The sequence below is a fragment of the Ornithinimicrobium humiphilum genome (genome assembly GCF_006716885.1).
Taxonomy (GTDB): Bacteria; Actinomycetota; Actinomycetes; order Actinomycetales; family Dermatophilaceae; genus Ornithinicoccus; species Ornithinicoccus humiphilus.
On sequence record NZ_VFPU01000001.1, the window covers coordinates 2,829,258 to 2,848,322 of the forward strand.

The 19,065-nt window shown below is 72.3% G+C and carries 18 protein-coding genes; 3 read left to right on the forward strand and 15 right to left on the reverse strand.

Annotated elements, in window-relative coordinates; genetic code table 11:
- Positions 1 to 3 precede the first annotated feature (3 nt).
- The 4 genes from FB476_RS13370 to FB476_RS13385 form a co-directional block, all read right to left on the reverse strand.
- Entirely contained in the window at positions 4 to 1,140 is a 1,137-nt protein-coding gene (locus FB476_RS13370) for an amidohydrolase family protein (RefSeq protein WP_141819572.1), read from the reverse strand.
- Between the two features lie 121 nt (positions 1,141 to 1,261).
- Positions 1,262 to 1,702 (reverse strand): pyridoxamine 5'-phosphate oxidase family protein, encoded by a 441-nt coding sequence (locus FB476_RS13375; protein ID WP_141819574.1) that lies wholly within the window; start codon positions 1,700 to 1,702, stop codon positions 1,262 to 1,264.
- Between the two features lie 24 nt (positions 1,703 to 1,726).
- On the reverse strand, positions 1,727 to 3,103 hold the full coding sequence (locus FB476_RS13380) for an MFS transporter (protein ID WP_141819576.1): 1,377 nt from the start codon (positions 3,101 to 3,103) through the stop codon (positions 1,727 to 1,729).
- A gap of 26 nt (positions 3,104 to 3,129) precedes the next feature.
- The gene (locus FB476_RS13385) at positions 3,130 to 4,338 is read right to left on the reverse strand and encodes a TRAP transporter substrate-binding protein (protein WP_141819578.1); all 1,209 of its coding nucleotides are present in this window, start codon (positions 4,336 to 4,338) and stop codon (positions 3,130 to 3,132) included.
- Between the two features lie 149 nt (positions 4,339 to 4,487).
- Here FB476_RS13385 and FB476_RS13390 point away from each other — a divergent pair, with 149 nt between their 5' ends.
- Positions 4,488 to 5,462, forward strand: a complete 975-nt coding sequence (locus FB476_RS13390; RefSeq protein WP_141819581.1) for a PDR/VanB family oxidoreductase — start codon at positions 4,488 to 4,490, stop codon at positions 5,460 to 5,462.
- A 75-nt stretch (positions 5,463 to 5,537) separates the two neighbouring features.
- Here FB476_RS13390 and FB476_RS13395 read toward each other — a convergent pair whose 3' ends face one another.
- The 4 genes from FB476_RS13395 to FB476_RS13410 are packed head-to-tail and all read right to left on the reverse strand — an operon-like array spanning position 5,538 to position 9,071.
- Entirely contained in the window at positions 5,538 to 6,989 is a 1,452-nt protein-coding gene (locus FB476_RS13395; RefSeq protein WP_141819583.1) for a TRAP transporter large permease, read from the reverse strand.
- Positions 6,986 to 7,516, reverse strand: coding sequence for a TRAP transporter small permease (locus FB476_RS13400; RefSeq protein WP_141819585.1), 531 nt, complete (start codon positions 7,514 to 7,516; stop codon positions 6,986 to 6,988). The genes FB476_RS13395 and FB476_RS13400 overlap by 4 nt, the downstream gene beginning before the upstream one ends.
- Positions 7,513 to 8,184 (reverse strand): EthD domain-containing protein, encoded by a 672-nt coding sequence (locus tag FB476_RS13405; RefSeq protein WP_141819587.1) that lies wholly within the window; start codon positions 8,182 to 8,184, stop codon positions 7,513 to 7,515. The genes FB476_RS13400 and FB476_RS13405 overlap by 4 nt, the downstream gene beginning before the upstream one ends.
- Complete coding sequence (locus FB476_RS13410; RefSeq protein WP_141819589.1) at positions 8,181 to 9,071, reverse strand: alpha/beta fold hydrolase; 891 nt, start codon at positions 9,069 to 9,071, stop codon at positions 8,181 to 8,183. Before FB476_RS13410 ends, FB476_RS13405 begins: the two co-directional genes overlap by 4 nt.
- Before the next feature lie 127 nt (positions 9,072 to 9,198).
- Here FB476_RS13410 and dctP point away from each other — a divergent pair, with 127 nt between their 5' ends.
- On the forward strand, positions 9,199 to 10,311 hold the full coding sequence (dctP, locus tag FB476_RS13415) for a TRAP transporter substrate-binding protein DctP (protein WP_170233618.1): 1,113 nt from the start codon (positions 9,199 to 9,201) through the stop codon (positions 10,309 to 10,311).
- A gap of 80 nt (positions 10,312 to 10,391) precedes the next feature.
- Here dctP and FB476_RS13420 read toward each other — a convergent pair whose 3' ends face one another.
- Both FB476_RS13420 and FB476_RS13425 read right to left on the reverse strand, forming a co-directional pair.
- Complete coding sequence (locus tag FB476_RS13420; protein WP_141819593.1) at positions 10,392 to 11,090, reverse strand: class II aldolase/adducin family protein; 699 nt, start codon at positions 11,088 to 11,090, stop codon at positions 10,392 to 10,394.
- Between the two features lie 4 nt (positions 11,091 to 11,094).
- Entirely contained in the window at positions 11,095 to 12,399 is a 1,305-nt protein-coding gene (locus tag FB476_RS13425) for an alpha-hydroxy acid oxidase (RefSeq protein ID WP_170233619.1), read from the reverse strand.
- 61 nt (positions 12,400 to 12,460) lie between these two features.
- Here FB476_RS13425 and FB476_RS13430 point away from each other — a divergent pair, with 61 nt between their 5' ends.
- The gene (locus tag FB476_RS13430) at positions 12,461 to 14,089 is read left to right on the forward strand and encodes a thiamine pyrophosphate-binding protein (protein ID WP_170233620.1); all 1,629 of its coding nucleotides are present in this window, start codon (positions 12,461 to 12,463) and stop codon (positions 14,087 to 14,089) included.
- A gap of 75 nt (positions 14,090 to 14,164) precedes the next feature.
- Here the strand turns inward: FB476_RS13430 and FB476_RS13435 are convergent, their stop codons facing one another.
- The 5 genes from FB476_RS13435 to FB476_RS13455 all read right to left on the reverse strand — a co-directional run bounded on the left by FB476_RS13435 (position 14,165) and on the right by FB476_RS13455 (position 19,047).
- Positions 14,165 to 14,896 carry a FadR/GntR family transcriptional regulator gene (locus FB476_RS13435; protein ID WP_141819599.1) on the reverse strand — a complete coding sequence of 244 codons (732 nt, stop codon included), beginning with the start codon at positions 14,894 to 14,896 and terminating at the stop codon, positions 14,165 to 14,167.
- Positions 14,897 to 14,996: 100 nt separating this feature from the next.
- The gene (locus FB476_RS13440) at positions 14,997 to 15,869 is read right to left on the reverse strand and encodes a 3-hydroxyacyl-CoA dehydrogenase family protein (RefSeq protein WP_141819601.1); all 873 of its coding nucleotides are present in this window, start codon (positions 15,867 to 15,869) and stop codon (positions 14,997 to 14,999) included.
- 4 nt (positions 15,870 to 15,873) lie between these two features.
- On the reverse strand, positions 15,874 to 17,061 hold the full coding sequence (locus FB476_RS13445) for a thiolase family protein (RefSeq protein WP_141819603.1): 1,188 nt from the start codon (positions 17,059 to 17,061) through the stop codon (positions 15,874 to 15,876).
- Between the two features lie 49 nt (positions 17,062 to 17,110).
- Positions 17,111 to 17,920: an amidohydrolase family protein gene (locus FB476_RS13450; RefSeq protein WP_141819605.1), complete on the reverse strand. Its 810-nt coding sequence runs from the start codon at positions 17,918 to 17,920 to the stop codon at positions 17,111 to 17,113.
- The gene (locus FB476_RS13455) at positions 17,917 to 19,047 is read right to left on the reverse strand and encodes an acyl-CoA dehydrogenase family protein (protein WP_141819607.1); all 1,131 of its coding nucleotides are present in this window, start codon (positions 19,045 to 19,047) and stop codon (positions 17,917 to 17,919) included. Before FB476_RS13455 ends, FB476_RS13450 begins: the two co-directional genes overlap by 4 nt.
- Positions 19,048 to 19,065 lie beyond the last annotated feature (18 nt).

Here is a 19,065-nt window from a genome sequence, read left to right on the forward strand (position 1 = left end):
CTTTCAGAGCCGGTGGCCGTAGACGGCCATCGGGTTGTCGTGGCAGATCTTCTGCAGCAGGTCGCGGTCGATGCCGGCCAGCGCGAGCTTGGGGTCGTCGAAGTCCCAGTGCGGGTAGTCGCTGCTGAAGAGCAGCGTCTCGTCGGCGTAGACCATCTCGAGCACGGTGTTGAGGTGCTCGCGCTTGTGCGGCTCGATCATCGGCTGCGTCGTGAAGCGCACGTTGCGCCGGATGTAGTCGCTCGGCTTGCGCTTGAGCCACGGCACCTCGTCGCCCAGGCCCTTGTAGTCACGGTCCAGCTTCCACATGATCTCCGCGGCCCAGGCGAAACCGCCCTCGCAGATGACGTACATCAGGTCGGGGAACTTCTCGAAGACGCCGTGGCAGACCAGGCTGAGCAGGTTGGACTGATGGATCTGCGCCAGGGCCGTGTGCCACTCGATGTAGTACGTCGGGGTGCCGGCCATGCGCGGCGCCTGCGCGAAGACGTTCTCGGTGCCGCTGGGGTGGACCATGATGGGCAGGCCGTACTTCTGCGCCGCCTCGTAGATCGGGTAGTAGTGCCGGTTGCCGTGCAGGATGTCGTGCAGCGGCAGGAAGATCGAGGTGATGCCGGGACGACCCTGGACCCGTTCGATCTCCTTGACGGCCTGGGCCGGGTCCTGGGGGGCGACCGCCAGGGCACCGCGGTAGCGCGGGTCGACGGCGAGCCACTGCTCGCACATCCAGTCGTTGTAGGCCGAGGCGACGGTCGCGGCGACGTCGGCGTCGGGGAAGGCGCCGATGCCGAACAGCTGGCCCGCGATGAGGATGCCCACGTCGATCCCGTGCCCGTCGAAGAGCTGCTTGGCCGAGAAGACGGGGTCCGTCGCCGGCGCCTCGCCGTTGTGGATGGCGTCCTCGCGGTAGGCGCCCGCGGAGTTGATGTAGAGGTAGTCCAGTGGCAGCACGTAGGAGGCCGCCGCGAACCGGCTCGCCCAGGTGGCGTCGCCGCCGATCCCGAGCTTCCGCTGCCAGGCCTCCGTCATGTAGGGACGCAGGTCGCGCAGACCGTCCTTGAAGTTGGGGTGGACGTCGCTGTCGATGATCCCCGTGATGGAGCCGGCGCCCGTCTGGCGCTCTGTCTGGGTCGCAGTCATGATCGTGCCTTTCGTTGCCGCGGGACGCTGGCGTCGGTGCCGCAGGACTGCGAGCGCCCCGACATGGACGCCGCCGTCCTAATGATGATCATCATAGGGCGCAAAGAGAGTTCGTCAAGGGTCACCCCCCGGACACCCCGGTCGGCAGCTTGCGGAAGTCCCAGGAGCGGACCCGCACCGGCAGGAGGCGGACCCACTGGTGGTCGACGCGGTCCGCCACCGGAGCACCGCCGGGCAGGTAGCGCCGCCCGAAGGCGGTGAGCACGGCCTGCGGCACGTCCTCGAAGGCCCACGCCTCGGCGCGCACCAGCGCGAGCACCCCGCGCAGCTCCGCATAGGCGGTCCCGTCGTCCACCGTGACCGAGACCTTGCCCCCGCCGAGGAGCCGCCCGGTGCGCCGCGCCCGACGGAGGTTCCAGATCCAGAACGCCCCCTCGTGCCAGACGAACCAGACCGGGGTCGCGACCGGCCACCCCTGCTCGGTGACGGTGGCCAGGCGCAGCGTCCTCGCCCCGGCGAGGAAGGCGTCGAGCTCCTCCTCCGTCATGCCCACCCTGCTCACGGCTCTCCTCCTCGCGCTCGCGCTCTACCGGACACGGCTGACCACCAGCCCCAGGACGGCCGCCACCGCGGCGCAGGAGGTCGCGGTGGCGAAGGCCGCCAGGTGCCCGGCGGCCGGCCCGCCGGGCCAGGCCACCGAGACGATCAGCACCACCTGGGCGCCGACCGCGGACCCGAGCCCCCGGGCCAGCGAGTTCAGCCCGGCCGCCGTGCCCACGTCCGCGGGGGGCACCGCAGCCATGACGACGCTGGGGAGGGCGGGGAAGGCCACCCCGACACCGACGCCGGCGACGGTCGCCAGCAGCAGCACCGCCGTCAGGCTCCAGGGCGCCACCACCAGCCCGAGCATCCCGGCCGTGCACAGCAGGTTGCCGACCACGATGACGGGACCGTAGCCGTGCAGGGCGCCGAGCCGGCCGGCCACCGGCCCCGCCAGCACCATGCCCAGCGCACCGGGCACGAGGACGAGGCCGGCGGCGACGGGACCGAGCCCGAGGCCGACCTCCGAACGGTCCTGGACCAGCTGCGGCACCGCCACGAACAGCCCGTACATCGCGGCGGCGCTCCAGATGCTGGCGAGGTTGCCGATGACGCCGACCCTGTTGCGCAGGACGGCGAGGTCCAGCAGCGGGGTGGTGGCACGGCGGAGCGCCCGGACGAGGGCGACCGCGGCGAGCACCGTGAGACCGAGGGCGGCCAGGGTGGAGCGGGCCAGCGGTCCGGAGACGCCGAGCTCGGTCAGGAAGGCGAGCAGCCCGGCGAGCACGAGGGCCACGGCCACCGCCCCCGGCACGTCGAGGGCCCCCCGCCCCTCTCCCCCGCTGTCCGGGAGCCAGAGCCACAGGGACAGCGTGGAGAGCAGCCCGACCCCGATGCCCAGGACGAAGATCGCGTCCACCCCCACGTGGGCGGTGAGCACTCCGCCCACGACGAAGCCGATCGCGGGGCCCGTGGCCACCACGCCCGAGAGCAGGCCGATCTGCACCGCCCTGGCCGCCCGGTCCGGCACGATCTGCTGCAGCCCGGCGATGTGGAGGACGAAGACGCCGGCCGAGAAGCCCTGCAGGGCCCGCCCCAGGCTCATCGCGCCGCCGTGGTCCCCGGCGGCGAGGCAGATCCCCGAGCCGAGGACGTAGGCCGCGCTGACGAGCACGGCGAGCAACCGCCGACCCCGGAGGTCGCCGAGGCGCCCGACCAGGGGCGAGGCCAGCGACGCCCCGACGAGGAAGGCGCTGAGCAGCCATCCGGACGTGCCGGCGGAGTAGCCCCGCTCGTCCACGAGGACGGGGAGCGCCGGGATGAGCACGGTCTGGGACGAGGATGGCACCAGGACCGACAGGGCCATCGCGGCGAGCCGACGCGGCGACGCGTGGTCACCGTGCCGGGAGGGCACGGTGACCACGCGTCAGTTCCCGGGTGCGGGAGGGGTCACTGGCTGGCGAGGCAGGACGCCACGCCGGTCTTGTAGTCCGGGTACTCGGGCTCGGCCACCCGGAGCGCCTCGGTGTAGGCCTCGATGACCGCCTCGGCATCGGCACCGGCGTCGGTCGCGGCCTTCTTCCAGTCCTCGTAGATCTTGTCGGCGCCGGCAGCCCGGAGCTTCTCGACCTCGGCCTCGGAGAAGACGTGCAGCTCGGAGCCGGACTCCTTGACCGTCTCGCAGGACAGCGCGTCGAACTGCGCGTCGAACTCGCCGACCTTCGCCGGGACCTCGGCGCTGACCTCCATGATCACGCGGCGCTGCTCGTCGCTGAGCTCGTCCCACAGGTCCTCGCCGATCGACAGCGCGTTGGCGCTCGCGACGCCCATGCCGGTGTCGGTGAAGCTGTTGACGACCTCGGGGTACTTGAGCGGCCCGACGAAGCCGAAGGGCACGCCGTAGACGCCGTCGATGAGGCCGCGGTCGAGCGAGCCGTAGACCTCGGCGAGCTCCATGTTGATGATGTTGGCGCCGGCCGCGCCCATGACCTGGGAGCTGCGGTCGTTGCCGCGGATCCGCAGGCCCTTGAGGTCGTCGACGGTGGCGACCGGCTTGACCGTGCCGAGGGCGGACGAGCCACCGATGGCCCAGGCCAGCGGGCGGATGCCCTTGGCCTCGAACTCGCCGAAGATCGGGCCGCTCTCGTCGCTGGCCATCTCGGCCATGGCCTGGGAGACCGCCGGCGAGTTGGAGCTCTGGAAGGGCAGCTCGTGCACGCTGGTGACCGGGAAGGTGGTCGTGTAGAGCGTCGGCATGACCTGCGCGACGTCGACACGACCGTCGGTGAGCGCCTCGACGATCTCCGGCCCCTTCACGAGGGTGCCGTCCCAGTAGGCGTCGAAGGTGATGGAGCCGTTGGTGCGCTCCTCGATCTCCGCCATCCACCAGGCCCAGACCTGCCCGATGGGCGTCTTCTCGCCGGTGTGGTAGCCGAAGGTCAGGGTGCGGGGCTCCTCCGCCGCGTCCCCGCCGCCGTTCCCGCCGTTGTCGCTGCCGTTGTCCGCGGTCGACCCGTTGTCACCGTCGGTCGAACCGGTCTCGCCGGCCTCCGCGTCGCTGTCCGTGCTGCCGCACGCCGCGAGCGAGACGGACAGGGACACGATGCCGGCGATGGCCGCCAGGCGCGATCGGCGCCAGCTCCGTGCGAATGAGGCCATGGTCTGTCTCTCCTTCGTGGTGCCTGCGCCTCTCTGCGCAGGGCATGATAATGATGAATATGATAGTGCCGAGAGTGGACGTGGTGTCAAGCAACTCCTCCACGACCCCCGACCCAGACCTGCCCCAGGACCCGAGAGGCTGACCGACCATGAACGACTGGTATGCGGTGCGCGTCGTCGCCACCCGTGAGGTGGCGGACGGGGTGCTCGAGCTGCGGCTCGTACGCCCGGACGGTCAGGCCCTCCCGGACTGGGAGCCGGGGGCGCACCTGGACGTGCAGACGCCCGCCGGCGTCCGCCAGTACTCCCTGTGCGGGGATCCCGCGGACAACACGTACACGATCGCGGTCCTGCGGGAGGAGACCGGACGGGGCGGGTCCCGCGCCCTGCACGACCTCGCCGCTCCGGGCGTCGAGCTCCAGGTGCTGGGCCCGAGGAACCACTTCCCGCTGGTCGAGGACGCCGAGGACTACCTGCTCATCGCCGGCGGGATCGGGGTCACGCCCATCCGGGCGATGGCCGACCGGCTGGCGCGCACCGGCGCCCGCTGGCGGCTCCACTACGGCGGCCGGTCCCGCGCCAGCATGGCCTACGCCGACGAGCTGCTGGACCTCGGTGGCGACGTGGTGCGGCTGTACCCGCAGGACACCGACGGCCTGCTCGACCTCGGGGCGATCCTCGCCGAGGCCGGCCCGGGCACCGTGGTCTACTGCTGCGGCCCCGCACCTCTTCTCGACGCCGCCGCTGGGGCTGTCGCCGCCTCGCCGGCGCGCGAGCTGCGGGTCGAGCGGTTCACCGGTCCCACCGCACCGATGCCCGAGCCGGGCGGCGCCCCGGCCGACGACGCGGTGACGCCCACCTCCTTCGTGGTCGAGCTCGCCGCGTCGGGCGGCTCGGTCGAGGTCGGCCCCGACCGCTCGATCCTGGAGGCCGTGCGGTCGGCCGGGGTCGACGTGATCTCCTCGTGCGAGGAGGGCTGGTGCGGCACCTGCGAGACCCGGGTGCTGGCGGGCGTCCCGCTGCACCGCGACGAGGTGCTCACCCCGTCGGAGCAGGCGTCCAACGAGGTCATGATGATCTGCGTCGGACGTTCCTGCAGCGAGCGCCTGGTCCTCGACCTCTGACGCGTCGCCGGAGCCGGGAACGGCAGGTGCCCGTCGCCGGAACGGCGGACGGGCACCTGCGACGGTCGTCGTGCCTCAGTCAGCCATGGACGGCAGCCAGGTGACGATCCCGGGGAAGAGGATCATCAGCAGGACGATGACCATCTCCGCGGCGATGAAGGGCAGGACCCCGCGGAAGACGGACTCGACCTTCGCCGCGCGCACGACGCCCGAGATCATGAAGACGTTGAGCCCGAAGGGCGGCGTCAGCAGCCCGATCTCGACCATCTTCACCGCGATGACGCCGTACCAGAGCCCGTCGAAGCCCAGCTCCATCATGATCGGGTAGGTCAGCGGCATGGTGAGCAGCAGGATGGACATGCCGTCGATGAGAGCACCCAGGATGAGCAGCACGAGCAGGATGATCGCGAGCACCAGGTATCGGTTCATGTCGAGCTCGACGATGTAGGCGGTGAGGTTCTGCGGCACGCGGGTGGTCACCAGGAAGAGGGTGAAGACCGACCCCGCGATGAGCAGGGCGACGAGCATCGCGGTGTTGGCCGCGGTCTCGCGAAGGGCGTCCCCGAGGGCCCGCAGGAGCCCGCCCTCCACCTGGCGGCTGCGGATGAAGAGGACGACGAGCGCCAGCAGCGCCCCGACCGCCCCCGCCTCGGTCTCGGTGAAGAAGCCGCCGTAGATGCCACCCAGCACCGCGCCCGCGATGATCCCGATGTAGAGCACCGCCTCGGCCTCCCGGCCGGTGATGAACCGGCCACGGGGGGTCGCCGCCCCGGGCTCGGCCGTCGTGCCGGTCCCGGCCGGGGACGCCGCTGCGTCACCCGGGACCTCGGCCTCGGCGGCGGTCTCGGCCGCGACCGCCCCCGCGGGGACGAGCTCGCGGTGGGCCGGTGCCGCCGCGACCCTGTCCGCCTCTTTCGCGAGCTGGCGTCGGGCCAGGATCATGACGGTGACGATGTAGGCGACCGCGGTGAGGATGCCCGGGATCACGGCGGCGATGAGGAGCTGGCCGACCGACTCGTTGGTGAGGATGCCGTAGATGACGAGCACGATGCTGGGCGGGATGAGCACGCCCAGCGTCCCGGACGCCGCGACGATGCTCGCGGCGAAGGCGGTGGGATAGCCGTGGCGCCGCATCTCGTTGACGCACAGGCGCCCGAGCGTCACGACGGTCGCGGCGCTGGAGCCGGTGACCGCCGAGAAGCCGGCCGCCGAGAGGACGGTCGCGACGCCGATGCCACCGGGCAGCCGCCGGGTGATGCGGGCGGCGAAGTCGAAGAGGTTGGTCAGGATGCCGGACCTGGCGACGAAGACACCCATGAGGATGAACATCGGTATGACGACGAGGGAGTAGCTGCTCGTCGCCTGGTAGGCCGCGTGGCCCAGGGTGGCGGCGGTCCGCGGGACGCCGGCGTTGAGCAGGAGACCGGTGATGCTGGCTGCGAGAAGGGCGATCGCGACGGGCGCCTCGGCCGCCAGCAGCAGGATGAAGACCCCGAGGGCGATGAGGATGATCAGGGTGACGCTCATAGCGCGGTGACCTCCAGGCTCTCGTCGAGCTCGATCTCGTCGGGGGCACCGGACCGGATGGCCCGGAGATCCCTCACGAGGTGGATCGCGACGTGGATGGCGAACACGGTGAAGCCCAGCGGGACCAGGACCTGGGCCGGCCAGGTCGGGATGGCGACGAAGCCGGGGGTGACGTCGGCGTTGCGGACCGCGTTGATGGCGCGGTCCAGGGCCTCCCACGCGACCCAGCCCAGCACGACCAGGCAGACCGCGGAGCCCGCGGCCCGCACGATCCGGGCCAGGGTGCGCGGCAGCCGGCTGGTGACCATGGAGGTGCGGACGTGCACGCCCGTCTGCTCGGCATACCCGAGCCCCAGACAGGTGGCGGAGAGCAGCAGGAGGGGCGCGACCTCGACGACACCCGTGATCGACTGCCCCGTGAGGGTGCGGCGGGCCACGTCGGCGACGGTCAGCAGCATGATGGCCGTGATGGCCACCGCCCCCAGTGCCGCCACCGCACCGGTGAACCGCTCGATGATCCGAATCATGCTCCAGTCCCTTCGAGACGGGGATCGACGGCCCGGGGCGGGACGTCGACGATGCGGGCGACGTGCTGGCCCAGGACGGTCGCGGCGCCCGCCGCCGCTCGGGCCCTGGCTGCTGCGGCCAGCGCCGACCCGACGTCCTGGTGGCCGGTGACGCGGACGACGTCCGCCGTCACGGGGAAGCGCCCCTCGTGGGCGTCGCGGTCGGCGACGATCGCCCCGCCCGCGTCGCCCTCCTCGGCATCGGCCAGCCGCGAGGCCAGCTCGGTGGGGGCGGTGCCGGGCTCCGCCCGCAGCAGGGTGAGGACCTGGATCTCTCCGCCCTCGCCGAGGTCGGCGTCCCGGTCCGGCCGCCAGCTGCCGACGACGCCGCGGAAGCGGGACTTGTCGACGAATTCGGCCTCGTCGGCCCGGACGGCCTCGAGGAAGTGCGGGGCGGCGAAGGCCGCGTCCATGTCCTCGAGGGAGTCGAAGCGCAGCGCGGAGCAGGCGTCGAAGCCCGGGTGGTCGAGGAGCGGGGCACCGCCCTCGAGGACCGCGTGGAACTGCTGGTAGCGCCGCAACCCCGGCAGGAGGGAGACGACGTCGGCGTGGCTGCTGCGCCAGTGCGCCTGGAACTCCTCGCAGGTGAACGCGTCGATGCGCGGCGCCATGCCGAGCCGGACGATCATGCGCGCACCGCCGCCGCGTCGTGCGCCGCGGACCGGATGACCTCGGCGGTCGCCTCCGGCTGCTGGTCCGGGAAGAAGTGCCCGCCGGGGACCGTGCGCCCCACGACGTGGGCGCAGCGGCGGCGCCACTCGGCCTCGATGTCGAAGAGGTCCTTGAGGAGACCCTCCGCCCCCCAGACCGGGAAGGTCGGCACCTCGAGGAGGACGTCGAGGTCGGCGGCGTCGTGCTCGAGGTCCACGGTCGCGCCGGCGCGGTAGTCGGCGCAGCTGGCGCGGATCATCTCGGGATCGCGCCAGGCGGACCGGTAGGCCTCGAGCTGCTCGGGGCGGAAGCCCTCCTCGAGCCCGGTGCCGCCGTTGGTCACCAGGCAGTTCTCGAAGTAGTAGTCGGGGTCGCCTCCGATGAGGCGCTCGGGGAAGGGCGGCGGCAGCGGCAGGAAGTACCACTGCCAGTACCTGGCCGCCCGCTCGCGGTCCACGCCGTGGTACATCGCCCAGGTGGGGACGACGTCGCAGGGGACCAGGGCACTGACGCGCTCGGGCGCGTCGAGGGCCATCCGGTGGGCGACCCGTCCGCCCCGGTCATGGCCGGCGACGACGAAGGTCTCGTGCCCCAGCTCGTCCATGACGGCCAGCTGGTCGGCGGCCATGGCGCGGAAGGAGTAGACCTCCCCCTCCCCCTCGGGCTTGGACGACCGGCCGTAGCCTCTGAGGTCCGCGCACACGACGGTGAACTCGTCCGTCAGCAGCGGCGCGACGTAGGCCCACTGCTCGAGGGTCTGCGGATAGCCGTGGAGCAGCAGGATCGCCGGACCGCTCCCCCCGGACACGGCATTGATCCGGACCGGCCCGACGTCGACGGTGTGGCGGGCGAAGCCCTCGAACATGGCATCTCTCCGACGTAGACTTAATCTGATAATGGTGACTATAGTCTTCACGGGTTGCCCCCACAAGGAGCAATCGAGACATCCACTGCAAGGGCGCAGCGACGCGCCCCGGGCCAAAGGAAACGGTATGAAGACGACATCGAGGACGGCCACCGGGGCCCTCGTCGCCGTCGCAGCACTCACCCTTGCGGCGTGCGGCGACAGCGGTGGCGGCACGACCGCCGAGGCCGAGTCCGAGGAGCGCACGCTCCTCTTCTCCTACATGGCCGGCGAGGCCACGCCGATCGGCGAGGTGTGGACGTGGTGGCTCGACGAGGTCGAGACCCGCACAGACGGCGCCCTGACCTTCGAGCGCTACTGGGACGCCACGCTGCTGGGCGCCACCGAGACGGTCGAGGGCCTGACCGACGGTCGCGCCGACGTGGGCCAGGTCCTCCCGACGGTCTACGCCGGCCGGTTCCCGGTCAGCAGCGTGGGCGAGCTCCCCTTCGAGAGCTCCAACGCCGCCGCCGTCTCCCAGGCTCTCGGCGAGCTCGGCCGCGACGAGTCGTCGGCACTCGCCCAGGAGTGGGGCGGCCAGGGCCTGGTGCCCCTGGCCTGGTCCATCGGCTCGTCGAGCGCACTGGCCACCAACGAGCCCATCGAGACGGTCGACGACCTCAAGGGGATGCGGCTCCGCGCCAACGACCGGGGCAGCAAGGTGCTGTCCTCCGTCGGCGCCGACCTCATCAACATCGAGCTCGCCGAGATCTACGGCTCCATGGACCGTGGCCTCATCGACGGCATCTACGGCATCCCGTTCAGCTTCGCCGGCCCGCTGAAGTACCCGGAGGTGGCCGACTACTTCACCGACCTGGGCATCGGCGTCTCGACGGTCAACGCGCTGTCGATGAGCAAGGAGACCTGGGAGTCGCTGACCGACGAGCAGCGGGAGGTCATCGCCGAGCTCAGTGCGGAGGTGCCCGCCAAGATCGCCGAGGTCGAGCAGCGCTGGGACGAGACCTCCTGCGAGCAGGTGCAGGCCGACGGCGACACGGTCTTCGTGCTGCCGCAGTCGGAGTCGGACAAGATCCGGGAGGCGGGCAAGGAGAAGGTCGACGCGGAGTGGCGCGACCAGGTGAGCAAGGCCGGCGTGGACGCCGAGGCCTTCTACCAGACCTACCGCACCGCCCTCGAGTCCGCGGAGAAGGACCACCCGACCTACCAGACGGGCGTGGCGCGCTGCGCCGACGCGGGCTGACGCCGCACCCCAGGCACGAGAGAAGGGCCCCGGCCGGACGGCCGGGGCCCTTCTCTCGTCGTCCCGTGAGGAGCGGGTGATCAGGGGGCCACGAGCGGGGTCGTGAAGGTCCCGTCGAACGCGCGGGCGGCCTTGCGCTGGAGCAGGCCCCAGGTGAGGTTGAGGTAGTCGGCCTTGGCCAGCAGGACCCGGACCGCCTCCGCGTGCTCCTCTGGCATCTCCGGCGCGTCGGCCGGCGCCGTGACGTCGAGGCGCGCGACGTAGTCGAGGGTGTGGTGCAGGGCGGCGGCCTCGGCGATGTCCTTGCCGAGGGTGATCGACCCGTGCCAGGGGATGATGATGGCCACGTCGCCGTCCTTGAGCGAGGGCGCGATCGAGGCGATCTCGTCGTCCGGGGCGATCGCGGTGCGACCCTTGAAGTAGGTCGCCATGTTGTGCAGCACCCGGGGCTCGCGGCCGAGCGCAGCCTGGGCGGTGATCCAGAAGCCGTGCGTGTGCACGATCGCGTTGACGTCCGGCCGCAGCTTGTAGATGCCGTGGTGGAAGTCGATCCCGGGGCTGACGATGACCTCGGGGTCGGCGGAGCGGCCCTCGAAGTCGAGCAGCACGATGTCGTCGAGCTGCATCTCCTCGAAGGTCTTGCTCAGCCGGTTGGTCCAGTAGAGCTCCTTCCCGGGGATCCGGATGCTGACGTGGCCACCGATGCCGGTGCCCAGGCCCTGGGCCGCCATCGCGCGGCACGCGGTGAGCGCGAGCTCCCGCTCCTCTTCGTACGCCATCGACTTACCTCTCGTTGTGTGTGCTTTCCAGAACGCGTCGCCCGTCTGCCCGGGCGGCGGCAACCTCGGAGACGTCCTGCCCCACCACGGGCGGGAACGTCCCGAGAAGATCTCGGCCGACGCCGTCGAAGGAGCGCACCCCGGCGAGCACCATGGCCGCCTCCAGCTCCTGCGCCAGCACCTGCACGGCCCGGTCGGCGCCGGCGCGACCGCCGGCCCCCAGGCCGAAGACGATGGGCCGCCCCACCAGGCAGGCCCGCGCCCCCAGCGCCCGCGCCTTGAGGAGGTCGGACCCGCGGCGGACACCGCCGTCGAGGTAGACCTCCGCCCGGCCCCCTACCGCCTCGACCACCGCGGGGAGCGCGGACAGGCTGGCGGGCGCCTGGTCCAGCTGCCGACCTCCGTGGTTGGAGACCACAACCGCGTCCGCGCCCAGCGCCACCGCCCGTCGGGCGTCCTCGGCGTGCAGCAGGCCCTTGACGACCAGCGGCCCGTCCCAGCGCGCACGCAGGTCCTGCAGGTCCTCCCAGGAGGCGGAGGCGTCGAACTGCGCGTCGACGTAGGACGCCACGCTCACCGCGTCGCCACCGTGGTCGGCGACGTTGCCGCCCACCACCCGAGCCCCGCCGAGGAGTCCGGCGGTCCACCTGGGGTGGGTGAGCCCGTCGACGACCGAGCGCGGCGTCAGCCTCGGCGGCACGGTGAACCGGTGCTTCCGGTCCCGCCGCCGGTCGGAGGACCGGGGCACGTCCACGGTGACCACGAGCGCCTCGTAGCCGCTGGCCGCGGCACGCTCCAGGAGTCCGTCGACGACGCCCCTGTCCCGCCAGAGGTAGGTCTGGAACCACAGCCGGGCCGTCGGCGCGGCAGCGCGGACCTCCTCGATCGTCGAGGACGACATGGCCGCGAGCACGTAGACGGACCCGTGCGAGGCCAGCGCCGCGGCCAGACCTTCCTCGGCGTCGGGGTGCACCAGCCCGCACAGGCCCGTGGGCGCACCCAGGACCGGGACGTCGACCGGCCGACCGAGCACGGTGGTCGAGGTGTCCACCCGGCTGACGTCGACGAGGAAGCGGGGGACGAGACTGAGCTCGTCGAAGGCCCGGACGTTGCGTGCGAGGGTCACCTCGTCGCAGGCACCGCCGTCGACGAAGTCGAAGATGACCCGGGGCAGGGCACGGCGGGCCGCCTGCCGCACCTCCTCCACGGAGCCGAGGGCGGCCAACCGCTCCCGGCGCCCGCTCGGGCGCAGCGGTGCGGCCAGCGCGTCGCGTGCCTGCGCGACGGCCACCTTCACCAGGTCGTGCACTGCTCCAACTCCTCGGCCTCGAGCACCCACACCATTGAGGAAAACTGTTATAACAGTACACATGAAAGTGTACGCCGCGCTAGCCCGTCAGCTGGCCCACCTCGGAGTCACCGATGTCTTCGGCCTCATGGGCGACGGCAACCTCAAGCTGATCCCGACCCTTGTCCACGACCACGCGGTCCGGGTGCATTCCGCCCGGCACGAGGCCGCCGCCGTCGCGATGGCGGACGGCTGGGCCCGCCGGACTGGGGGCGTCGGGGTCTGCACCGTCACCCAGGGCCCCGGGCTGACCAACGCCATCACCGCGCTGGTGACGGCGCACCGTGGGCGCACGCCGCTCGTGGCGTTCGTCGGCGACACCCCGCTGTCCGTCCGCGGGCTCCCCCAGGACATCGACCAGGCACCGCTCATCGCGGCGGCCGGCCTCACCCGGGCCCCGTTCCACCCGGCCACCGCGCACGCCGACGTGGCCGCCGCGTGGCGCACGGCGCTGGACACCCGGCGACCTGTGGTGCTCAGCCTGCCGACGGACGTGCAGGAGCTCGAGGCCGGCGACAACCTTCGCCCCCTGCCGCCCTCCACCCGCCCGCGCGTCGTCCCGGGTGACCTGACGGCCGCGGTGGAGGCGCTCGAGGCCTCTCGCCGCCCGCTGGTCGTGGCCGGCCGCGGCGCCCTGGAGAGCGCCGACCGGGAGGACGTCGTCCGCCTGGCCGACCACGTCGGAGCACTCCTGGCCACCTCGCTGCCGGTCAAGGGCTGGTTCGCCGGGCACCCGTACGCCGTCGGCGTGGCCGGCGGCTTCGCGCACGAGGAGATGCGCGACCTCATGCACGAGGCCGACTGCGTGCTGGCCCTCGGCGCCTCGCTCAACCACTTCACCACGCGCGGGAGCTCGCTGTTCGGGCGCGACGCGGTCATCGTCCAGGTGGACGAGACGTCTGCGGCTCACGGCCGGTACACCCGGTTCGACGTGCCGGTCGTCGGCGACGCCGGCCTCGTCGCCCGCCAGCTCACGGCCCGGGTGAGCCCCGGCCGGCGGTGGCGCACCGGCGAGGTGAGGGAGCGGATCGCCCTCGGCACCCGTCCTCCGGCCGACGCGAGCGACGAGCGTGGGCTCGACCCTCGGCTGGTCGCCCGCAGCCTCGCCGACGCCCTCCCCGACGACTGCGTGGTCGCCGTGGACGGTGGGCACTTCATGGGCTTCCCGTCCATGGACATCCCCGTCACCGACCCCCGTCGCTACGTCTTCACGCTGGACTTCGGCTCGATCGGCCTGGGGCTGGCCGCCGCGGTCGGGGCGGCGGTCGCCGACCCGACGCGTCCGGTGCTGGCCGCGGTCGGCGACGGCGGGCTGCTCATGAGCCTGGGGGAGCTCGACACCGTGGCCCGCAGCGGCCTGCCAATCGTGGTCGCCGTCTTCAACGACGGCGCCTACGGTGCCGAGCTGCACTTCCTGCGGATGTCCGGCATACCCGAGGAGACCAGTCGCTTCCCCGGGACTGCCCCGCTCGCCCCGGTGGCCGAGGCCCTGGGCCTGCGCGCCATGGCCGTCACCGACCACGCCGGGCTCGAGCAGGCACGCGACCTGCTCTCCGGCGGCGTCACGGGGCCGGTCCTCCTGGACTTCCGCGTCACGGACACCGTCCGGGCCGCGTGGCTCGAGGAGGCCTTCCAGCGCGGGACGCACTGAGGCCCGAGGACGTCGAACGGCCCGGCGTCCGCTCCTCGAGGAGCGGACGCCGGGCCGTCGTCGGTGGGAGGGGGCTCAGCGGCCCCAGGTGACCGTCCGGTCCAGGACGTCGGCGTAGTGGCGCTCCATGTACTTGACGAACTCCCCCATGTGCTCGCTCATCGCCGCGTGCGAGCTGTCGCCGTCGTGGTCGTGGAGGGCCCCCAGGATGCGCTCGTGGGCGGCGAGGATGGCCTGGCGCCGGCGCTCGGGGTAGTCGACGCCCATGTGGGTGCCGTCGACGATGTCGATCAGGGCGTCGATGAGGAAGCCGTACATCGCGTTGCCCGACCCCCACGCGATGACCTCGTGGAACTCGCGGTTGGTGGCCAGGAAGATCTCACGGTCGGTGAGGTTGTCCCGCATCTGGTCCACCGAGGACGTCAGGCGCGTCATCGCGTCCTCGTCCATGCGGCTCGCCGCGTGCCGGGCCATGATCGGCTCCAGGTCGTGCCGGGCCTCGACGATCATCGAGAACCGCGCGTCGCTGAACTGCAGCAGCAGCATCAGCCCGTTGGCCAGGTGGGTCGCGTCGGGCTGCTCGATCACCGGGCCGCCCCCCGGCCCCGGCTTGAGCGTCAGGATCCCCTGCAGCTCGAGGAAGCGCAGCGCCTCCCGCAGCGTGCCCCGGCCCACCCCGTAGTCCTCGAGCATCACCCGTTCGGGGGGCAGCCGGTCGCCGGCCGAAAATCCGCCCCGGTGGATCTCCTCCACCACCCGTTTGGCCACGATCAACGCCGTCTTCTGCGGCCGGACCGTCGTAGGCATCCCTGTCACCTCTCTGTCACGCAGACCGAACCTATCAATGATTCACACCGTTAGCGGGTGGATCGTCCCCCCTGATGAGGGACGCCATGATGCCACCCGCTCAGCCCCCGTGGTCGTAGAAGCCGCGGCCGCTCTTCCGGCCCAGCCGGCCCGCGGCGACCATGTTGCGCAGGACCACCGGCGGGCGGAAGCGCTCGCCGTGCGCGGCGTGCAGACCCGTCAGGGCGTCGAGGTAGGTGTCGAGGCCGTTGAAGTCCCCGAGCTCCAGCGGACCCATGGGGTGGTTGAACGCGAGCCGGACGGCCTTGTCGATGTCCTCGGGGCTGGCCAGCCCCTCCTCGAGCATGTGCAGGGCCTCCATCCGCAGGATCGCCGAGATGCGGGAGGTCAGGAAGCCGGGGCTGTCCTTGAGGCAGACGACGGTCTCCTTGCCCAGCGAGCGGGCGAAGTCCTCCGCCCGGCGCAGGGTGTCTTCCGAGGTCTCCAGGCCCTTGACCAGCTCCACCAGCCGCATGAGGACCGCAGGGTTGAAGAAGTGCATGCCGACCACGCGGGAGGCCCCCTCCCCCAGGACCGACCCGATCGCCGTGATCGACAGCTGCGAGGTGTTGGTGCCCAGGATGGCCTCGGCCGGCGCGTGCGCGGCGACCTCCGTCATCACCTGGTGCTTGACCTCGAGGCGCTCCAGGACGGCCTCGACGACGACGTCCACCCCCTCGACCGCCTCGGGGATCCGGGTCGCGGGAGTGATCCGGCCGAGGATCTCCTCGCGCTGGTCGGTCTCGAGCCTGCCCGACCTGATGAAGCGGTCCAGGCTCGTCCCGATGGCGGCGAGCGCCGTCTCCAGGCGCTCGGGCGAGACGTCGACGAGGCGGACCTCGTGCCCGACCGTGGCGGCCAGCTGGGCGATGCCGCTCCCCATCACGCCGCCGCCGATGACCGCGACCTTCTGCACCGTGCCGTTGTCCGTCATGTCCTCAGAGCCTTTCGATGATCGTCGCGTTCGCCATGCCCGAGCCCTCGCACATGGCCTGCAGGCCGTAGCGGCCCCCGGTGGCCTCGAGATGGTTGAGCAGGGTGGTCATGAGCCGGGTCCCGGAAGCGCCCAGCGGGTGACCCAGGGCGATCGCGCCGCCCCGGGGGTTGAGCCGGTCGAAGGGGAGGCCGATCTCGCGCTGCCAGGCCAGCGGCACCGAGGCGAAGGCCTCGTTGACCTCGGCGACGTCGATGTCCTCGACGCCGAGCCCGGCCCGCTCCAGCACCATGCGGGTGGCGGCGATCGGCCCGGTGAGCATGAGCAGCGGGTCGTCGCCGATCACGCTCATCGAGATGATCCGCGCCCGCGGGCGCAGCCCGAGCCGCTCGGCCGCCTGCTCGCTGGTCACCAGGAGGGCCGAGGCGCCGTCGGCGAGCTGGGAGGAGTTGCCCGGCGTCACGCCCCAGCGGATCTGCGGGAAGCGCTGCTCGTCCTCCTCGCGGCGGAAGACCGTGGGCAGACCGGCCAGCTTCTGGGCCGTCGTCCCCTCCCGGATCGTCTCGTCCTCGGTGAAGGTCGCGCCCGTGCCGTCCATGAGGTCGACCGGGACGATCTCCCGGGCGAAGTGGCCGCTGCGCCGGGCCTCGGCCGCGCGTGCGTGGGACTCCACGGCGTAGGCGTCCATCTCCTCGCGGCTGATCCCCCACTTCGCCGCGACCAGCTCGGCCGCGACGCCCTGGAAGGTCAGGCCGGGGGCGTAGCGCTCCCTGACCGAGGGCCCGAAGACGTCCGCGTCGCCGCGGGCCGATCCCATGGGGACGCGACTCATGCTCTCGACGCCGCCCGCGATCACGACGTCATGGCAGCCCGACATGATCGCCTGGGCGGCGAAGTGGACGGCCTGCTGGCTGGAGCCGCACCGGCGGTCGATGGTGGTCGCCGGCACGTGGGAGGGATAGCCCGCGCCGAGCCAGGCGATGCGGCCGGGACAGGCCGCCTGCTCGCCCCCCTGGCTCACGCAACCGATCATCACGTCCTCGACGACGCCCGGGTCGATGCCGGACCGGTCGACCAGTCCCTCGAGGGTCTGGCGGAGCAGCTCGACCGCGTGCACCCCGGAGAGCCCTCCCCCGGGCTTGCCGCGGCCCGTGCCGGTGCGGACGGCCTCGACGATGACGGCGCTCTGCATGCTGGTCCTTCCGTGGTGTGTGGGGTCGCGGTGCGCGACGGGTCTGGGGTCAGCCGCGGGCGGCGGCGCGGGCCTCGAGCGGGGCGAGGATCTCGGCGAGGTTTCCCCCGAGGATCCGGGCGGTGTCGTCGCCCCCCAGGCCGAGATCGCCGATCGCGGTGATCTCGCGGGCTGGGTCGGCGGTGGGCCAGTCGGAGGCGAAGACGACGCGGTCCGGCCCGTGGACGCGCACGAAGTCGCGCACCCAGGCCGGGTCCAGCTCCGCCAGGCCGGGCGGCCAGGAGGTGTCGACGAGGATGCCCGAGCCGCGGACGAGCTCCGACGCCTCGTCCAGGCTGTGGTAGCCGCCGAAGTGGCAGGCCAGGACGTTGAGGTGGGGCACGGCCCGCGCCAGCGCCACGAGCAGGTCGGCGCTGCTGCCGGGGACGGGCCGTCGGTCACCGCCGGTCCCGACGTGGATGACGACGAGCATGCCGGGGTCGAGGGCGTCGAGCCGCTCGACCAGGCGCGGGTCGTCCAGGCCGAAGCCCTGGTAGAGCGGGTGCACCTTGATGCCGACCAGCCCGTGCTCGCGGAGCAACCGCACGTTGTCCTCGACGGGCAGGTCGACGTGGACGGCGCCCAGGGGGACGATGTCCGGCGCGGCGATCGACGAGCTGAAGCGGCAGACCTTCTCCACGGCGGCGGCGTCGTTGGCGACGCCGAGCACGACGGAACGGTCCACGCCCGAGGCCGCCATCGAGGATCGGAGGCCGGCCAGCGTGCCGTCGCCGACGTGCGAGAAGCCGGTCTCGTTGCCGGCGAGCGCGCGGTGCGCGACCTTGTCCGGCCAGACGTGGGTGTGGGCGTCGATGATCACAGGTACTCCCCCGGCAGGTCGCGGGCGATCGTCAGCTTGAGCACCTCGTTGGCACCCTCGTAGATGCGCATCGGGCGGGCCTCGCGGGCGTAGCGCTCGATGTCCGAGCCCGCGATCAGCCCGAAGCGGCCCATGACCTGCACGCACCGGTCGGTGACGCGGCCGGCGGCCTCGGTGGCGGCCACCTTGGCCAGCGACGTCGCCGAGATGGCCCTGAGCGGCTCCTCGCGGGCGAGCCAGGCCGCGTGGTAGGTCACCCAGCGCGCCTGCTCGAGGTCGATCTTCGCCTCCGCCAGCAGGGCCGCGACGGCCTCGACGCGGGCCAATGGACGGCCCTTGTTCTGCCGTTCCTGGGTATGCCGCACCGCCACGGCGAGGGCGGCCTCGGCCAGGCCCACGGCGGCGGCGCCCACCGAGGCGCGGAAGATCGCCAGCGTGCCGAGGGCGGCCTCGAGGCCGCGGCCCGGCTCGCCGAGGCGGGCGGTGTCATCGACCCGGACGTCCTCGAGGAGGACCTCACCGATGACGTGAGGCGCCATCAGGTCGGGCGTCCGCCCGAAGGAGACGCCCGGGGTGTCCTTGGGCACGAGCACCAGGGAGAGCCCGACGTCCTCGCGCACGAGCACGGCATACACGTCGGCGTAGGGGGCGTTGGAGATGAACGACTTGGCGCCGTTGATCACGTAGGAGCCGCCGTCGCGCGTCATCGTGGTGGTGATGCCGCGCAGGTCGGACCCGGTCTGCGGCTCGGTGAGGGCGACCGCGGCGAGGGCGTCCATGGAGGCGATCCCGGGCAGCCAGCGAGCCTTCTGCTCCGGGGTGCCGACGGTGGCGATGGCGTTGCTGCCGATGCCCTGGAGCGCGAAGAGCGCGTCCGCCGCCGAGCTGGCACCCATGAGCTGCTCGCGCACGAGGGCGATCGCCAGCGGGTCGAGGCGCTCGGTCTCACCGCCGAACTCGGCCGGGACCATGAGGCGGGCCAGGCCGCTCTCCCGCAGGATCGAGCGCAGCTCGTCGGTGAGCAGGTTGGCCTCGTCCCACACGTGGGCGTGGGGGCGCACCTGGCGCGCGACCTCGGCCGCGCGCTCCTGGATGCGTCGCTCCTGCGGGGAGAGGGAGAAGTCCATGCCGTCCTCGGGGTAGGT